The sequence below is a fragment of the Agaribacter flavus genome (assembly GCF_042646125.1).
Classification (GTDB): domain Bacteria; phylum Pseudomonadota; class Gammaproteobacteria; order Enterobacterales; family Alteromonadaceae; genus Glaciecola; species Glaciecola flavus.
The window spans coordinates 264,120-279,612 of record NZ_JBHRSW010000014.1 but is presented as its reverse complement, the minus strand read 5'-3'; the positions used below and the strand labels follow the sequence as shown (position 1 = coordinate 279,612).

General features: G+C 43.0%; 17 protein-coding genes and 1 tRNA gene. 12 read left to right on the top strand and 6 right to left on the bottom strand.

All coding sequences use genetic code 11. The features are described from left to right. The 5 genes from rpsA to pyrF all read left to right on the top strand — a co-directional run bounded on the left by rpsA (nucleotide 1) and on the right by pyrF (nucleotide 4,428). Nucleotides 1–1,668 carry a 30S ribosomal protein S1 gene (gene rpsA / locus ACFOHL_RS09050; RefSeq protein WP_376919898.1) on the top strand — a complete coding sequence of 556 codons (1,668 nt, stop codon included), beginning with the start codon at nucleotides 1–3 and terminating at the stop codon, nucleotides 1,666–1,668. A 92-nt stretch (nucleotides 1,669–1,760) separates the two neighbouring features. Continuing rightward, nucleotides 1,761–2,039 carry an integration host factor subunit beta gene (gene ihfB / locus ACFOHL_RS09045; RefSeq protein WP_376919897.1) on the top strand — a complete coding sequence of 93 codons (279 nt, stop codon included), beginning with the start codon at nucleotides 1,761–1,763 and terminating at the stop codon, nucleotides 2,037–2,039. Between the two features lie 27 nt (nucleotides 2,040–2,066). Then, nucleotides 2,067–2,324, top strand: a complete 258-nt coding sequence (locus tag ACFOHL_RS09040) for a lipopolysaccharide assembly protein LapA domain-containing protein (RefSeq protein WP_376919896.1) — start codon at nucleotides 2,067–2,069, stop codon at nucleotides 2,322–2,324. 4 nt (nucleotides 2,325–2,328) lie between these two features. Then, complete coding sequence (gene lapB, locus ACFOHL_RS09035; RefSeq protein WP_376919895.1) at nucleotides 2,329–3,498, top strand: lipopolysaccharide assembly protein LapB; 1,170 nt, start codon at nucleotides 2,329–2,331, stop codon at nucleotides 3,496–3,498. Between the two features lie 207 nt (nucleotides 3,499–3,705). Continuing rightward, on the top strand, nucleotides 3,706–4,428 hold the full coding sequence (gene pyrF / locus ACFOHL_RS09030) for an orotidine-5'-phosphate decarboxylase (protein ID WP_376919894.1): 723 nt from the start codon (nucleotides 3,706–3,708) through the stop codon (nucleotides 4,426–4,428). On the opposite strand, the gene ald is transcribed toward pyrF, so the two are convergent. After that, nucleotides 4,425–5,561: an alanine dehydrogenase gene (gene ald / locus ACFOHL_RS09025; protein ID WP_376919893.1), complete on the bottom strand. Its 1,137-nt coding sequence runs from the start codon at nucleotides 5,559–5,561 to the stop codon at nucleotides 4,425–4,427. The two genes, pyrF and ald, sit on opposite strands and share 4 nt — an antisense overlap. 196 nt (nucleotides 5,562–5,757) lie before the next feature. Here ald and lrp point away from each other — a divergent pair, with 196 nt between their 5' ends. From lrp to serS, 6 genes are all read left to right on the top strand, one after another. Beyond that, nucleotides 5,758–6,246: a leucine-responsive transcriptional regulator Lrp gene (lrp, locus tag ACFOHL_RS09020; protein ID WP_376919892.1), complete on the top strand. Its 489-nt coding sequence runs from the start codon at nucleotides 5,758–5,760 to the stop codon at nucleotides 6,244–6,246. An 86-nt stretch (nucleotides 6,247–6,332) separates the two neighbouring features. Beyond that, nucleotides 6,333–8,816 (top strand): DNA translocase FtsK, encoded by a 2,484-nt coding sequence (locus ACFOHL_RS09015; protein ID WP_376919891.1) that lies wholly within the window; start codon nucleotides 6,333–6,335, stop codon nucleotides 8,814–8,816. Between the two features lie 41 nt (nucleotides 8,817–8,857). Then, a complete protein-coding gene (lolA, locus tag ACFOHL_RS09010) occupies nucleotides 8,858–9,514 on the top strand; it encodes an outer membrane lipoprotein chaperone LolA (RefSeq protein ID WP_376919890.1) in 657 nt (218 codons plus the stop codon). 78 nt (nucleotides 9,515–9,592) lie between these two features. Beyond that, nucleotides 9,593–10,912 (top strand): replication-associated recombination protein A, encoded by a 1,320-nt coding sequence (locus tag ACFOHL_RS09005; protein WP_376919889.1) that lies wholly within the window; start codon nucleotides 9,593–9,595, stop codon nucleotides 10,910–10,912. Further along, complete coding sequence (crcB, locus tag ACFOHL_RS09000) at nucleotides 10,912–11,292, top strand: fluoride efflux transporter CrcB (RefSeq protein WP_376919888.1); 381 nt, start codon at nucleotides 10,912–10,914, stop codon at nucleotides 11,290–11,292. Before ACFOHL_RS09005 ends, crcB begins: the two co-directional genes overlap by 1 nt. 8 nt (nucleotides 11,293–11,300) lie before the next feature. Then, complete coding sequence (gene serS / locus ACFOHL_RS08995) at nucleotides 11,301–12,590, top strand: serine--tRNA ligase (RefSeq protein ID WP_376919887.1); 1,290 nt, start codon at nucleotides 11,301–11,303, stop codon at nucleotides 12,588–12,590. Between the two features lie 5 nt (nucleotides 12,591–12,595). On the opposite strand, the gene ACFOHL_RS08990 is transcribed toward serS, so the two are convergent. From ACFOHL_RS08990 to ACFOHL_RS08970, 5 genes are all read right to left on the bottom strand, one after another. Next, nucleotides 12,596–12,934, bottom strand: a complete 339-nt coding sequence (locus ACFOHL_RS08990) for a TusE/DsrC/DsvC family sulfur relay protein (RefSeq protein WP_376919886.1) — start codon at nucleotides 12,932–12,934, stop codon at nucleotides 12,596–12,598. Between the two features lie 224 nt (nucleotides 12,935–13,158). Then, nucleotides 13,159–13,461 carry a hypothetical protein gene (locus ACFOHL_RS08985; protein WP_376919885.1) on the bottom strand — a complete coding sequence of 101 codons (303 nt, stop codon included), beginning with the start codon at nucleotides 13,459–13,461 and terminating at the stop codon, nucleotides 13,159–13,161. Then, complete coding sequence (locus ACFOHL_RS08980; protein ID WP_376919884.1) at nucleotides 13,461–13,829, bottom strand: DsrE family protein; 369 nt, start codon at nucleotides 13,827–13,829, stop codon at nucleotides 13,461–13,463. Before ACFOHL_RS08980 ends, ACFOHL_RS08985 begins: the two co-directional genes overlap by 1 nt. Next, a complete protein-coding gene (tusD, locus tag ACFOHL_RS08975; protein ID WP_376919883.1) occupies nucleotides 13,829–14,212 on the bottom strand; it encodes a sulfurtransferase complex subunit TusD in 384 nt (127 codons plus the stop codon). Before tusD ends, ACFOHL_RS08980 begins: the two co-directional genes overlap by 1 nt. A gap of 139 nt (nucleotides 14,213–14,351) precedes the next feature. Further along, nucleotides 14,352–15,011, bottom strand: a complete 660-nt coding sequence (locus tag ACFOHL_RS08970) for a Bax inhibitor-1/YccA family protein (RefSeq protein ID WP_376919882.1) — start codon at nucleotides 15,009–15,011, stop codon at nucleotides 14,352–14,354. 297 nt (nucleotides 15,012–15,308) lie between these two features. Here ACFOHL_RS08970 and ACFOHL_RS08965 point away from each other — a divergent pair. Then, nucleotides 15,309–15,400, top strand: a tRNA-Ser gene (locus ACFOHL_RS08965). The last annotated feature ends 93 nt before the right edge of the window (nucleotides 15,401–15,493 follow it).

Below are 15,493 nucleotides of genomic sequence, written 5' to 3'. Positions count from 1 at the left end.
ATGACTGAAAATTTTGCACAACTTTTTGAAGAAAGCCTCCAACAACTAGAAACTCGTCCAGGTGCTATTGTTAAAGGTACAGTAGTTTCCATCGAAAAAGACATTGTATTAGTTGACGCAGGTCTTAAATCAGAAAGTGCTATCCCAGCCGAGCAATTTAAAGCTGCAGACGGCACACTTGAAATTGCTGTTGGTGATTCTGTAGACGTAGCACTAGATGCGGTAGAAGACGGTTTCGGTGAAACTATTCTATCTCGTGAAAAAGCGAAGCGTCACGAAGCATGGCTTGAGCTTGAAACTGCTTACGAAGAAAAAGCAACCATCAAAGGTATTATCAACGGGAAAGTTAAAGGCGGCTTTACTGTTGAAGTAAACACAGTTCGCGCGTTCTTACCTGGCTCTTTAGTAGATGTACGCCCAGTTCGTGAAACGACTCACCTTGAAGGTAAAGAATTAGAGTTTAAAGTAATTAAACTTGATGCCAAGCGCAACAACGTTGTTGTTTCTCGCCGTGCTGTTATTGAAGCAGAGAATAGTGCAGAGCGCGACCAACTACTTTCTAACCTTGAAGAAGGTGATGAAGTTAAAGGTATCGTTAAGAACCTTACTGACTACGGTGCATTCGTAGACTTGGGTGGCGTTGATGGCCTACTTCATATTACTGATATGGCTTGGAAACGCGTTAAGCACCCAAGCGAAATTGTTAACGTTGGCGACGAAATCAACGTTAAAGTACTGAAATTCGACAAAGAGAAATCACGTGTTTCTCTTGGTATGAAGCAAATGGGCAACGATCCATGGCAAGAAATTGCTAATCGTTATCCAGAAGGCTCTAAACTAAGCGGTGCTGTGACTAACTTAACTGATTACGGTTGCTTTGTTGAGATTGAAGACGGTGTTGAAGGGCTTGTTCACGTTTCAGAAATGGATTGGACAAACAAAAACATTCACCCATCTAAAGTCGTAAGCCTTGGTGATGTTGTTAACGTGATGGTACTTGAGATTGACGAAGAACGTCGTCGTATTTCTCTAGGCCTTAAACAGTGCATCGACAACCCTTGGGAAACATTTGCTAAGTCTCATGAAAAAGGCGACAAAGTTACCGGTAAGATAAAATCAATCACTGATTTTGGTATCTTCATTGGCCTAGACGGCGGCATCGATGGATTGGTTCACTTGTCTGACATTTCTTGGCAGAAAACCGGTGAAGAAGCTGTACGTGATTATAAGAAAGGCGACGAGATCACAGCAGTCGTACTTCAAGTTGATCCAGAGCGTGAGCGTATTTCACTTGGCGTCAAGCAAATCGAAGAAGATCCGTTCAATAAGTATCTGACAGACAACAAAAAAGGTGCTATTGTTAATGGAACGGTTATTGAGGCCGATGCTAAAGGTGTAACAGTTCAACTTGCAGAAGAAGTTGAAGGTTATATCCGTATTGGTGACCTTTCACGTGACCGAGTGGAAGATGCAAACGATGTAGTTGCAGCAGGTGACACAATTGAAGCTAAATTCATGGGTGTTGACCGTAAAAATCGCGTAGTAAACTTATCTGTTAAAGCAAAAGATCAAGAAGACGAAAAAGAAGCGCTTGATAAAGTTAACAGTCAAGAAGAAAGTGGTTTGAGTGCAATGGCAGAAGCATTTAAAGCTGCTAAAGGCGAATAATCTCTATTCTCCAAAAGAGCGGCTTTAGCCGCTCTTTTTTTATGCCTGAAAGTCGCCAACTTTCATCGAAATATTAATTGGAGAAGACCGCAGTGACAAAATCTGAGCTTATCGAACGCATCGCCAGTAAAACGGGTGAATTACAAGGCAAAGAGCTTGAGTCGGCAGTAAAAGAGTTGCTTGAGCAAATGGCACAAACACTTCAGAAAGGCGACAGAATCGAAATTAGAGGGTTTGGCAGCTTTTCTCTACACTACAGAGCCCCGAGAGTAGGAAGAAATCCGAAAACGGGTGAAACAGTCGAGCTGACAGGTAAACATGTACCGCACTTTAAAGCAGGTAAAGAGCTTAGAGACCGCGTAGATTTGTAAGGAGCTCCTTTGTAAAAAGGGCTAATAATGAGAAGAATTCTAATAATAATTGTCGTAGTTTTGCTGGTATTTTTGGCAATTGTTGTAGGATCACGCAACACCGATGTGATCACCATCAACTATTTAATTGCTCAGACAGAACTACGAATCTCAACGTTTATGGTTATTTCGGTGCTAGTCGGATTTTTTTTGGGCTTCGTCACCTTATTAAGTAAATATTTAAGTTTACGCCTTCAATTAAGTTTAGCGAAGCGCAAGCTCAAGAAATTGTCAAAAGAAGAGTAGACTGATGTTGGAGTTACTCTTTTTATTACTGCCTGTCGCCGCAGCTTACGGTTGGGTGATGGGGCGCAACAGCTTGCGCAGTGCTCAACGCAAGCAGTCCAGTATTCTTTCAAATCATTACTATAAAGGTTTGAATCTCCTGCTGTCTGATGAACCAGACAAAGCGGTTGATACCTTTATGAAAATGATCAGCGTCAACAACGACACCGTCGAGACACACATTGCGATGGGGAATTTTTTCCGGCATCGCGGTGAGTTAGATCGCGCCATTCGTGTTCATCAAAATCTTATCAGCAGAGAAGAAATCAGTAAAAAACAAGAGGCACTTGCGCTTGTAGAATTGGGGACAGATTATCTACTTGCTGGTTTTCTAGAGCGTGCTGAGGGCGTATTTATACAATTACTCGAAAACGAAAAACACTTCCCAATTGCACAGCAAAAACTGTTTAGTATTTATCAAATAACAAAAGAGTGGTATAAGGCTGTAGAACTCGCGACACGAAGTTTAAAAATTACACCAAATGATAAGTTCATGTATTTATTGCTAGCGCATTTTTACTGTGAACAGGCAGTTGAGTTATTAAAAGAAAAAGATATAGAAGCGGCAGAAGCGACACTTAAAAAAGCCATCATGGTGGAAGGAAGCGAAGTTCGTGCTTGGCTAGAATTGGGCAAACTGGCAATTCAAAAAGAAGACTATTCGATGGCCTTTGAATACTTGTCTGAGGTGCCTAAACGCGATATCAATTGGTTGAGCGAGGCAATACCATTACTCGAAACCTGCGCATCTAAATTAAACGCTTGGTCTAAATTAGAAGGCTTACTTGAACCTTATTGGGAAAAATGTGCGTCGTCGTATATTGCAAAAGTAAATATACTGGCAAGAAGTGGTGAAACGCAAAATGCCGCAGATATTCTCATTAAGCAACTAAAAACACATCCCACAATGCGAGGGTTTAAGGCCTTACTGGGCTTATATCAACAACTGTCGAGTGATGTACGCACCAAAGAAAGTATGGGTGATCTACAAGTACTGATCGATAAACAAATATCAAGCCGTCCGAAGTATCGGTGTCACAGCTGCGGATTTACCAGTAGACAGCTTTATTGGCTTTGCCCATCTTGTAAAAAGTGGTCAGTGATTAAACCAATTAAAGGCTTAGATGGCGAATAAAGATTGGTCTTGGTTCGCTTAAGTGTACGGGGATATTGTACTGAATAGAGGCGACTAAAATTAAAATTTGTTTCTCATGGATGAGAAACTAAAGCGTATACGGACATACTTGCTGCGTTTTTGATTTTAGTCGCCTCTATTCAGCACAGTATAATCCCACTCTACAACTAAGTGTTGTATTAAACAAATTTAGAAGACTTTTAAAGCATGCAAACAGATTCAATTATCATTGATAAGCGTCCCGTCATTGTTGCCTTGGACTTTGATGACTTAAGCTTGGCAAGAGCCTTGGTAAATAGTTTATCACCCGAAAAATGCAGGATAAAAGTCGGTAAAGAAATGTTTACCTTATTTGGTCCTGACTGGGTCAGAGAACTGGTAGATAAAGGCTTTGAGGTGTTTCTTGACCTTAAATTTCACGATATTCCCAATACCGTAGCAAAAGCAGTAAAAGCCGCTTCAGCACTTGGCGTATGGATGGTAAATGTTCATGCCTCGGGTGGACCAGATATGATTTATGCGGCCAAAGATGCCGCCTTGATCTCAAACACGCCACCATTATTAACAGCTGTGACTATTCTGACGAGTATGGACGAACGTCAATTCGGCGCAGTTTACGATACGGGTGGCATAGATGAAAAGGTATTATCACTGGCTAAATTAGCGGAGTCTTCGGGTGCTGATGGTGTTGTATGTTCAGCGAGAGAGGCAGGCAGTCTTCGCCGTCACGTTGATAAGCATTTTTGCCTTGTTACCCCAGGCATTCGTCCCAAAGGCAGTGCCGTCAATGATCAAAAGCGGATCATGACTCCCAGCGAGGCTATTGACGCGGGAGTCAACTACTTAGTCGTAGGGCGTCCGATTACCCAAGCTAGCTTACCAGCTTCCGTGCTTAGTGAGATTAATGCATCTATTGTTCAGCTTACTTAGACTATACTATCTAGTGCAGTTTCAGCGGCACAATATTCTAAATCTAATTGATTTTTTAAGGCATCATACACCGCTTGGTAGGTGATTTTGCCTTGGTGCACATTGAGCCCGTTTAACAAATGCTTGTCGTCTAACAAGGCTTGTTTTAAGCCTTTGTTTGCGATGGCTAAACCAAATGGCAGTGTTGCATTATTTAGTGCGAGTGTTGAGGTTCGCGCTACACCGCCAGGCATGTTTGCTACACAGTAATGCACCACATCGTCAACCACGTATACGGGAGACTGATGGGTAGTTGGTGTCGCTGTCTCAAAGCATCCCCCCTGATCAATGGCGACATCGACGACAACTGCACCTGGTTTCATCTTAGCGATGTGATCTTTGGTAAGTAGTTTAGGTGCGGCTGCTCCTGGAATTAACACTGCGCCTATTACCAAGTCAGCCTCAGATGCATAGTATTCTATTGCATCAGCAGTACTAAAAACGGTGCGTAGTTGACCTGAGAAAATATCGTCAAGCTGACGTAAGCGCGGTAAAGAGCGATCAAGAATAGTGACATCTGCACCCAAACCAATAGCCATTTTTGCGGCGTTTGTGCCGACAACACCACCGCCGATAATAAGTACTTTTCCGGGTGCAACGCCTGGCACACCGCCTAATAAAGTACCATTTCCGCCTTGGGCTTTCTCTAAATAATGTGCGCCAGCTTGAATAGACATCCTGCCAGCGACTTCAGACATTGGGGCTAATAAAGGCAAGGCACCGAAATTATCGCTGACTGTCTCATAAGCGATACAACTAGCACCAGACTCTACAAGTAATTGGGTTTGCTGTGGATCGGGTGCCAAGTGCAAATAGGTATAGAGTATTTGCCCCTCACGCAACATTTTACATTCTTCAGCTTGTGGCTCTTTTACCTTGATGATCATCTCAGCTTTGGCAAAAATTTCGCTTGCCGAGCCAATTATTTCTGCACCAGCATCAATGTAATCTTGATTGCTAAAGCCGATGCCAGCGCCTGCATTTTCTTCAACTAAGACACTGTGATCATAAGATTTGAATTCTCTTACCGCAGCAGGGCTTAAACCCACACGGTACTCGTGGTTTTTTATTTCTTTTGGTACGCCAATTATCATTATATTTTCTCTTGGGTTTAGGGTCTGCTTTTGGGAATATATCCACTTCCTGTAGTTGCCAATGAGAGCATGTAAATCTGCAATTACTCAAAAACAACATAAAACTATGCTACCCCAAAAAACTAAAATTTAAATTTTGAAATAAGTAAAAATATAGAATAAAATTTGGCATTAATGGATTTAATAAGAATTATATATGCTAGTCAATACGCCAAAACACATTGATCGTTTAGACCGAAAAATACTCGATGCTTTGCAAAAAAATGGACGGATTTCTAATGTCGACTTAGCAAAGCAAGTTGGGTTGAGCGCAAGCCCGTGTTTGGAACGAGTAAGGCGCTTAGAAGCGCAGGGCTACATTGAAGGATACTACGCAAGGGTAAATCCTGAAAAACTGGGTGCCGCCATGTTAGTATTTGTAGAAATCACCCTAACGAAAACGTCGCCCGACATTTTTGCCGAATTTTCAGCCGCCGTTCAGGAACACGATGACATACAGGAATGCCATTTGGTTTCAGGAAATTTTGATTTTCTGCTGAAAACACGTGTGGCTGACATGGCAAACTATCGAAACTTATTGGGAGATATTTTACTTCGTTTACCAGGCGTAAGTGAATCACGCACCTATGTTGTGATGGAAGAAGTAAAACAGAGTACAAATATAAAAATCAGTATGAAATCATAGCGCTAACATGAGTATTTGAAAATACTGTGGTAATCTACACCTTGCGTTAAACAAACCCTAAGTAATAAAAGAGACAAAAACAAACTATGCCAAGATTATCAGGGGTTCAAAGGCTGTTAGAAGTAGGAATGATATCTTCTTGTGCCTTTGCATTTTTCTTACTTATTGCCCTAGCAACCTTCCATCCCAGTGATCCTGGCTGGAGCCAGGCTGGCTTTGAATCCGAAGTGAGTAACATGATGGGGGCGGTGGGGGCTTACTTTGCCGATATACTGCTCTTTACTTTTGGTGTTACCGCCTATCTAGCACCCTTTGCCTTGGCCTTTGTCAGTTGGTATATGTTTTTACATATAAGGAGTCTGGTTGAACTAGACTACCTTACTATTTCTTTGCGCTTGATTGGTATATTGCTGCTGATTTTTGGTTTTACGGGCATTGCCAGTATTAATTTTAATGACTTTCACTCTGTCTCTGCTGGCGGCGCAATGGGCGATCTTATCAGCAGTGCACTGATGCCGCACTTCAACTTTGTCGGTTCAGTGCTCTTATTGCTGTGTTTCTTTTGTACTGGGTTCACCTTGGCGACAGGGATTTCGTGGATGAGAATTATTGATGGGGTAGGCGCACTGGTGTTTTGGCTAGGCGACAAGGTCATCCGTTTACCTCAAGAAATGAAAAAATTGTCTCTACCTTCTCCAAAAAAGCGCATAGAGAATAACTCGCAAGATGATAAAGCACCTAATCTTCAAGTCAAAATAACGAGCCTCAGACCAGAGCCTCCCGCCAATACCGTGGCAGAAAAACAAGAGCCTGCTTTCACGATCCCCGATGAGGTGTTTGCCAACGCACCATTTACGGCAGAACAGGAAGATAAAATTGACCAGATATTTGCCCGACAGTCACCCCTGGGCGAAGATGGAGATTTGGACGACGGAATACACACGCAGGCCGATGAACATGAAGCAGCCTTAAACAAATCAGAGAAGGGCGCTTATCATAAAGCGGCGCATGTGACGAAGAATACCACGAGTGAAAACACAGCGCCATTGCAAGCTAAAGCCCAGCTACCTTTAGAACCGATGCCGTCATTTGCTTTGCTTGAACGAGCAGACAAAAAACAAAATCCAATTACACCAGAAGAGTTGGAACAAATATCTCGCTTACTCGAAGCAAAATTACTCGACTTTAACATTCAGGCGCAAGTTGTCGATGTTCTACCTGGCCCCGTCATCACGCGATTTGAACTCGATTTAGCACCGGGTATAAAAGTGAGCAAAATAACTGGCTTAGCAAAAGATTTGGCACGCGCCATGTCAGCAATATCTGTTCGCGTGGTTGAAGTCATTCCGGGTAAATCTGTAATAGGTTTAGAGTTGCCCAATAAGCACCGTGAAATGGTACGCCTAAGCGAAGTGATTGAATGTAAAGAGTTTCAATCGAGTAGTTCACCGCTCACCATGGTGCTAGGTGCAGATATCTCGGGTAAACCAGTTGTAGTGGACTTAGCGCGTATGCCGCACTTGTTGGTTGCAGGTACTACTGGTTCAGGCAAGTCAGTAGGCGTCAACGTCATGATTTTGAGTTTACTTTATAAGTCGACGCCAGAAGACGTGCGCTTGATCATGATTGATCCAAAAATGCTAGAGCTTTCAGTTTACGAAGGCATCCCTCATCTACTAGCAGAAGTTGTCACCGATATGAAAGAGGCCTCAAATGCACTGAGGTGGTGTGTAGGTGAGATGGAGCGACGCTATCGCTTAATGTCTGCACTGGGTGTTAGAAATTTAAAAGGGTTCAATAAAAAGATTGCCGATGCGGCTGCTGCAGGTACTCCGATACTCGATCCACTCTGGCAACCAGAGCAAAGTATGGATGAGTCGCCCCCTGAATTAGAAAAATTACCTTCTATCGTAGTGATTGTAGACGAATTTGCTGACATGATGATGATTGTCGGTAAAAAGGTTGAAGAGCTTATTGCGCGAATCGCACAAAAGGCAAGGGCAGCGGGTATCCATTTGATATTGGCAACCCAGCGTCCGTCTGTTGATGTGATCACTGGTTTGATAAAAGCCAATATTCCTACTCGTATTGCTTTTCAAGTATCCAGTAAAATAGACTCACGCACCATCCTTGATCAGCAAGGCGCGGAGTCGTTGTTGGGAATGGGAGACATGTTGTACAACCCGCCCGGTACGAGTATTACTACGCGCGTCCATGGCGCGTTTGTTGACGATCACGAGGTACATGCGGTAGTCGCAGACTGGAAAGCTAGGGGCGAACCGGATTACATCGATGAGATCCTCAGTGGAGAATCAAGCGGTGAAGTGTTATTGCCGGGTGAACAAGCAGAAAATGCAGAGCAAGAGTATGATGCGTTTTATGATGAAGCGGTGCAATTCGTTACCCAGAGTCGCAAAGTCTCGGTATCCTCGGTACAACGAAAATTTAGAATCGGTTACAACCGCGCCGCTAGGATAGTGGAACAAATGGAAATTGACGGCGTCATAAGTTCTGCAGGCCATAATGGCAATAGAGAAGTGCTCGCGCCACCACCACCGCCTAAGGACTAAGGACTAAGGACTAAGGACTAAGGACTAAGGATTACATACTGATGAAACAAAACAAGATGCCAATAAATCGTGCTTACTCTGTGCTAACTGTATGCGGTATAGCAATAAATTTATTTTTTGCTAGCCCCAGCAACGCACAAGTATCAGAGATGTCAGCGACGGAAAATCTGCGCGGTAAACTCCGACAAATTAACAGTTATCAAGCCCAATTTGAGCAACAAATAAAGGATGCACAGCAAGAACTATTACTCACCTCGAGGGGTAATATAGCGATTGGTAAACCGAGTAAACTAAGATGGGAAGTGATCAGCCCCGACGAATCACTGCTTGTGGCTGACGGAGAACATGTTTACAACATTGATACCTTTGTTGAACAGGTGACCATTCTTAATCAAAGCGAATTAGTCCAAAACAATCCCTTGTCTTTGCTTATAAGCGACAAAGACGATGTGTGGGACAAGGTTCGCGTAAGTTTTAAAGACAATACATACGATGTACAATCATTGGACGAAAACGCAAACATAGTCCGCGTCTCTTTGCAGTTTGAGGGAGAAAAACTTGTCTCACTTAGTTCTGTAGACGCGCAACAACAGACTAACGCCATCGTGTTTTCCAATATTAGACAAAATCCAGTATTGGAACTAAATCTTTTTAGCGTAGACATTCCCGAAAGCTATGAAGTGGATGACCAGCGATAAATGGTTTTTACTCTGTTTAGTCCCTCTCACTACTTTATTGTGCGTTTGCGTATTATCCAGTTTTTGGCGTAATTAACAGTGTCTCGAACCAATCCACTCGCAAATTTACTTCGCCCCAAACGTTTAAGCGACTACGTTGGACAATCTCATCTACTGGGTGATGGTGGGGTGTTAACCCCATTAATTATCAACAAGCAGCTTCCCTCGATGATTTTTTGGGGACCACCTGGTTGTGGGAAAACCTCGCTTGCCCATGTTATTGCTGAAGAAACCCAGCTTTCAATGCATTTTCTATCGGCGATTACTGCGGGTGTTAAAGACATAAAACAAATAGGTGACGCCGCAAGTAATACGCTGTTACCTGAGTCGGCATTAGTTTTTGTTGACGAAATTCATCGCTTTAACAAAAGCCAACAGGACGCACTGCTACCTTATGTTGAATCGGGCAATATCGTGTTAATTGGCGCGACAACAGAAAATCCTGCGTTCTCAATAAACAATGCATTGCTCTCCAGAATGCGCGTGTTTACGCTGGAAAAACTCAACGACGACGAGCTTAGGACATTGTTGACAAAGGCTATGTTGACACTCGGTTTAATACAAGCTGCATCTGAGCTTGAAGATGCACTGCCGAAGAACACAGAAAATGCTTTCTTAGACATCGCAAAGGGGGATGCTCGTCGCTTATTGACGACCTTAGAGGTGCTTGTTTCAGGCAATGAACAAGGTAAGAGCTTAAATATCTCGGCAGAAAAGGTCTATCAGGTCGCAGGGGAACGGATTGCCAATTACGCTTTTGGGGGGGATGAATATTACGATTTACTCTCTGCTTTTCACAAATCGATAAGAGGCAGCAGCGTTGACGGCGGATTATTTTGGTTTGCTCGCTTGCTGCAGGTCAACAGTGATATTGTACCCATCTGTCGCCGTTTACTTGCGATCGCATCTGAAGATATTGGCAATGCCGATCCTAGAGCCTTGGATATTTGCTTGAATGCTTGGGATATATATCATCGCGTGGGGCAGGCGGAAGGGGAGAGAGCCGTCGCTCAAGCGGTAGTTTATTCTGCCTTGGCACCAAAGAGTAATGCCGTATACAACGCTTTTAAGGCTGCAATAAAAGCCGCCAATACATACGCGTATGAGGCCGTACCCTTGCACTTGAGAAACGCACCAACGGCCTTGGCTAAACAAGCAGGGCATGGTGAAGGTTATGCTTATGCACATAATTACGAAGGTGCATACGTGCCCAATTGTTCCTATTTACCTGAAAAGCTAGGTAAGCCAGCGTTTTATTCACCCAGTGACAGAGGTTTTGAAAAACAACTGTCGGCAAAGATAAAATATTTGCAAGAAAGAGATGAGTGGGAAGCGCAGCAAAAAGGAGAAAACCCCTAGTGCAGACTTTATCCCTATATCTCGCGGTGGCCTGCGGTGGAGCCATCGGCGCGTGTATTCGTTTATTTGTCAATCAAACAAGCATAAACCTGTTGGGTAAAGGCTTCCCTTTTGGTACTCTTGCGGTCAATGTATTGGGTTCATTTTGTATCGGCTTGCTATACGCTTGGTTTGAACAACAAGATGCAGTGAACCCGCTATTAAAAGCATTTTTAACGGTAGGGATGTTGGGCGCCTTAACGACCTTTTCTGCGTTTTCTTTGGATACTGTATTGTTAGTGCAATCTGGAAATGTGATTAAGGCTTTTGGGAACATCATTTTAAATTTGAGCCTGTGCTTAGCTAGTGTGTGGCTCGCATTAATTTTAGCTAAAGGATGAAATAGGTAATGTTAGATCCTCGCTTGTTGCGAAACAATATTGAAGACACCGCAGCAAAACTTAAATCGCGCGGGTACGTGCTAGACATCGACGCGTACAATAAGCTTGAAGAACAAAGAAAAACCTTACAAGTCAAAACGCAGGAATTACAAAATGAGCGCAATGTGCGCTCTAAGTCGATTGGTAAGGCAAAAGCGGCGGGCGAAGATATTCAACCTTTGCTAGCACATGTTGACCAATTAAGTACGGAATTAAGTGAAGCAAAAGAGGCGCTAGATGACGTTCAAGCAGCATTAGACGCCATGTATGCGGAAATGCCCAATATTCCTCATGAGGATGTGCCTGACGGTGCTGATGAAAACGATAACGTCGAAGTTCTGAGATGGGGAACGCCAAGAGCATTTGATTTTGATGTAAAAGACCATGTCGATATCGCCGCATCCTTGAACAATGGTTTAGATTTTGAAACAGCTGCTAAATTAACGGGTTCTCGTTTTGTCGTAATGAATGGCGCGATAGCAAGATTACACCGTGCACTTGCGCAGTTTATGCTGGATTGCCATACACAAGAACATGGTTATCAAGAAGTCTATGTCCCGTATTTGGTAAATGCGGACAGTCTTTATGGCACCGGACAATTGCCCAAGTTTGGCGAAGACTTATTTCATACACAGCCAGCGACAGAAGAAGGGCAAGGTTTGTCTTTAATCCCGACTGCTGAAGTGCCTTTGACGAATATTGCCCGAAACAGTATTTTTAACGCCAAAGAACTGCCGATAAAAATGACGGCACATACTCCTTGTTTTCGAAGTGAAGCCGGTAGTTATGGGCGTGACACACGCGGATTAATCAGGCAGCATCAATTTGATAAAGTTGAACTGGTGCAACTGGTGTTACCGGAAGACTCTATGGAAGCACTTGAGTCCCTGACTGGGCACGCAGAAACGATTCTACAAAAACTGGCCTTACCCTACCGAAAAGTCACCCTTTGTACCGGCGATATGGGATTTGGTGCCTGTAAGACCTACGACTTGGAAGTATGGTTACCGGCTCAAAATACATATAGAGAAATTTCTTCCTGTTCCAACATGTGGGATTTTCAGGCTAGACGTATGCAAGCAAGATACAAAAAGCCTGATATGAAGAAACCGGATCTGTTGCACACTTTGAATGGCTCAGGTTTAGCGGTGGGTCGTACCTTAGTGGCGGTATTGGAAAACTACCAACAAGCCGATGGCAGTATCGAAATACCTGCTGCACTTGTACCTTATATGAATGGTCTAGAGCGTATCAGCTAGCTGATCTATAGGCATTTAGCGGGTTTTGGTAAACCCGCTATTTTCGTCGCTATTTTTGCAGGACCATCGGGGAACAAACGATGAAGGTAGCGGCTATTGCCAACTTCCTCACCGTATTTTTCTTTCATAGCTTTTACCAGTACACGGATTGCAGGACTTGTCTCGTAGCGGGTGTAAAAATCCCTCACAAAATGTACAACCTCCCAATGTTCATCCGACATCTCAATACCTTCTTGTTCAGCAAAAGCGAGCGCAATATCCATGCTCCAGTCGTTTATATCGGCTAGGTAACCTTTGGGATCCAGTTCAATCGTTTTCTCATTAACTTGCAGGGTATTATTCATAGTTTGTTACTTATTGTGTCGTTATTTACAGCCTTGGCGAAGCCATTCTGGGTTTCACTGTACTGGATAAAAACAAAGTCGTCATAAACCCATCCATGGGGACTCCAAAAAGGCATCCATGCCTTTTAGGCCTTGTTTTTATCCAGTACAGTGAAACCCAGAATGGCTTCGCCTAACTTTTATGAACAGAAGAACAATCGGACGAACACGCCTATTATCAACGATCATTGAAAAGTGAGAATAGGGCGGTGTTTTATACAAAGTTCTACCCATTCGTTTTCGCTAATCAGTTTTATTGCACTTCGGCTGCTCTCAGGTGTGTCATTATTCTGTTGAACAAAGTCGTCAGGTAAACCACTAACCACCCAGTCGGATGCTAGTATGCCGATAGCTGTATTTGACAATTTGCGCTCGTCAAGCAAGGCAGGTAAGGCATACACCCCATTTTGTAGCAGTATAATTTGAGATATCTTGTCTGCCAGAGGAAATAAATCGGCGTAATCTTTTTTTAATAGTTGGATCAACATTAAAACACCAAAACATTGTTTGCATTTTTTACCAAGTCAGCAAAACCATCATCTTCGAGCGATCTTAGCCCCAAACTTTCAAGGTCAATTGCAAGCTTTTGGTATTGCTCTGGATTGATTGTATTACCAAGCGCAATATAAATATTTTCGATATCATAAAGCGGCATCAGTGACAGTTGCTTAAGTAAACTCTTGTGATCTATCGTATCGCCAGATTGTGTTTCGAGCAATTGATATACGCCGTCGCCATAAAACACAAAGCGGATTTCGAGGCCGACGTTACTGGCAGACAAGGCGGCTTCCAAGGCATCCTTTGCATGGCTTGTATGATAAGGCGTATGGGTTGATACAAATAACAAATAAGCCATTAAAACTGTACACCAATTAGCTTGGGATCGCGCAAAGCTGCGAAGTACTCAATCATGCCTACGGCAGAAAACATTGGATCGTAGTTGTTTACATCGAGCATGTCGTCATCACTGACTAGCCCTCGACGAGTCGCGGCTGTACTGCAAACGTACAAAGGAACCTTGTATTGTGTAGAAAAATGCTTCCACGCCTCACGCTGATTTAACTCGTCTGAGTTGGGTAACAATAGTTTAGACGCGGTGTGAATAGCCGCAGAGTAAAAAAATACTTGTTCGACAGTATGCCCATTTTCAACAGCTGCGATACAAAACTGCAGCGCAGTTTCAGGGTTTCGGCTGTCATAAGGAGCTTTTGTTATAAATATAGCAAAACGTTCTGACATGTTGACTTGCTTGTAATGGGTGATGGCTATGATGTAGTGGATTTTTATCATTTCATTATATCTGTAATAAGACGATAAATACCACTAACAAAAACGCCCCAATAATGGGGCGTTTAAAAGTCAGTTTATTAACTATTGCTTAATCGTCAGCAGCGCCTAGTAAAGATAGTAGGGATGTGAAGATATTATAAATGCTCAAATATAGGCTAACGGTAGCCAATACATAGTTAGTTTCACCACCGTGAATAATGCGGCTAGTATCATACAAGATGAAACCAGACATGATAAAGATTACCGCAGCATTAATAGCCAAAGTAACAGCAGGCATGGCGAAGAAAATATTTGCGATAATTGCTAGCAGTACAACAACCATACCAACCATTAAGAAGCCACCTAAAAAGGAGAAGTCTTTTTTACTGATAAGTGCATACCCTGACAGTGATAAAAAGATTATCGCGGTACCCGCCAGCGCCTGAGCAATAATGCCTGTCATTCCAGCCGCCACGTACATGCTTAAGATAGGACCTAAACAAGCGCCTAGAAGTCCGGTGAATAAGAATACCAACGGTAAAGATGCTGCAGAATTTGCCTTTTTGTGAATGATAAACAAGGTGATGAGTGCACCGATGAACATCGCGAAGTAGCCGATAGTCCCAACACCAACAGCCATTGATATAAAGGCAGTTATCGCACTAAACCCTAGAGTAAGCGAAAGCAACATATAAGTGTTGCGCAACACTTTGTTAATTTCGACTACTGGACGTGCCGAAGTTGAATTAAAAGCAGTATGCCTTTCCATTTTTTTCTCCAATAAAATGCTTGAGTGTTTTACTAGAGGCTGTTTATCTTTGTTTGAACGAATGAATGACCGACAGCACAAATAACAAACAAAGATAAACAGCCTCTAAACTATTCTTAGTCTCTTTTTAGGGTGTTTGGTTCATTTTTTCAAGTACTATGTCATTAATTTTTAGCGAGGGCTGTAAAAAAAGGCCAGTAGTGTTGGAATATTATGCAAACAGTAATAAAAACGACATTTTTTATATATAAGGCCTTTACAATCGAATCAATGCTCATTAATATTCGCAGCACTTAAGGAGAGGTGGCAGAGCTCGGTTTAATGCACCTGACTTGAAATCAGACGTAGGTTCATCCCTACCGGGGGTTCGAATCCCTCCCTCTCCGCCATATTCAAAGGCCTGCAGCAATGCAGGCCTTTTCCGTTTTCAGCCTCAAACTACCAACTTGAGTTTGAGGCAGTCATTAAAATCCGCTTTGCCC

Coding starts and splice junctions, on each gene's coding strand:
- ACFOHL_RS08980 (WP_376919884.1), bottom strand. CDS start 13,829: ATGGCTTATTTGTTATTTGTATCAACCCATACGCCTTATCATACAAGC.
- ACFOHL_RS08985 (WP_376919885.1), bottom strand. CDS start 13,461: ATGTTGATCCAACTATTAAAAAAAGATTACGCCGATTTATTTCCTCTG.
- lolA (WP_376919890.1), top strand. CDS start 8,858: ATGAAACAAAACAAGATGCCAATAAATCGTGCTTACTCTGTGCTAACT.
- pyrF (WP_376919894.1), top strand. CDS start 3,706: ATGCAAACAGATTCAATTATCATTGATAAGCGTCCCGTCATTGTTGCC.
- ACFOHL_RS08990 (WP_376919886.1), bottom strand. CDS start 12,934: ATGAATAATACCCTGCAAGTTAATGAGAAAACGATTGAACTGGATCCC.
- ald (WP_376919893.1), bottom strand. CDS start 5,561: ATGATAATTGGCGTACCAAAAGAAATAAAAAACCACGAGTACCGTGTG.
- ACFOHL_RS09040 (WP_376919896.1), top strand. CDS start 2,067: ATGAGAAGAATTCTAATAATAATTGTCGTAGTTTTGCTGGTATTTTTG.
- ACFOHL_RS08970 (WP_376919882.1), bottom strand. CDS start 15,011: ATGGAAAGGCATACTGCTTTTAATTCAACTTCGGCACGTCCAGTAGTC.
- lrp (WP_376919892.1), top strand. CDS start 5,758: ATGCTAGTCAATACGCCAAAACACATTGATCGTTTAGACCGAAAAATA.
- ACFOHL_RS09015 (WP_376919891.1), top strand. CDS start 6,333: ATGCCAAGATTATCAGGGGTTCAAAGGCTGTTAGAAGTAGGAATGATA.
- tusD (WP_376919883.1), bottom strand. CDS start 14,212: ATGTCAGAACGTTTTGCTATATTTATAACAAAAGCTCCTTATGACAGC.
- serS (WP_376919887.1), top strand. CDS start 11,301: ATGTTAGATCCTCGCTTGTTGCGAAACAATATTGAAGACACCGCAGCA.
- lapB (WP_376919895.1), top strand. CDS start 2,329: ATGTTGGAGTTACTCTTTTTATTACTGCCTGTCGCCGCAGCTTACGGT.
- rpsA (WP_376919898.1), top strand. CDS start 1: ATGACTGAAAATTTTGCACAACTTTTTGAAGAAAGCCTCCAACAACTA.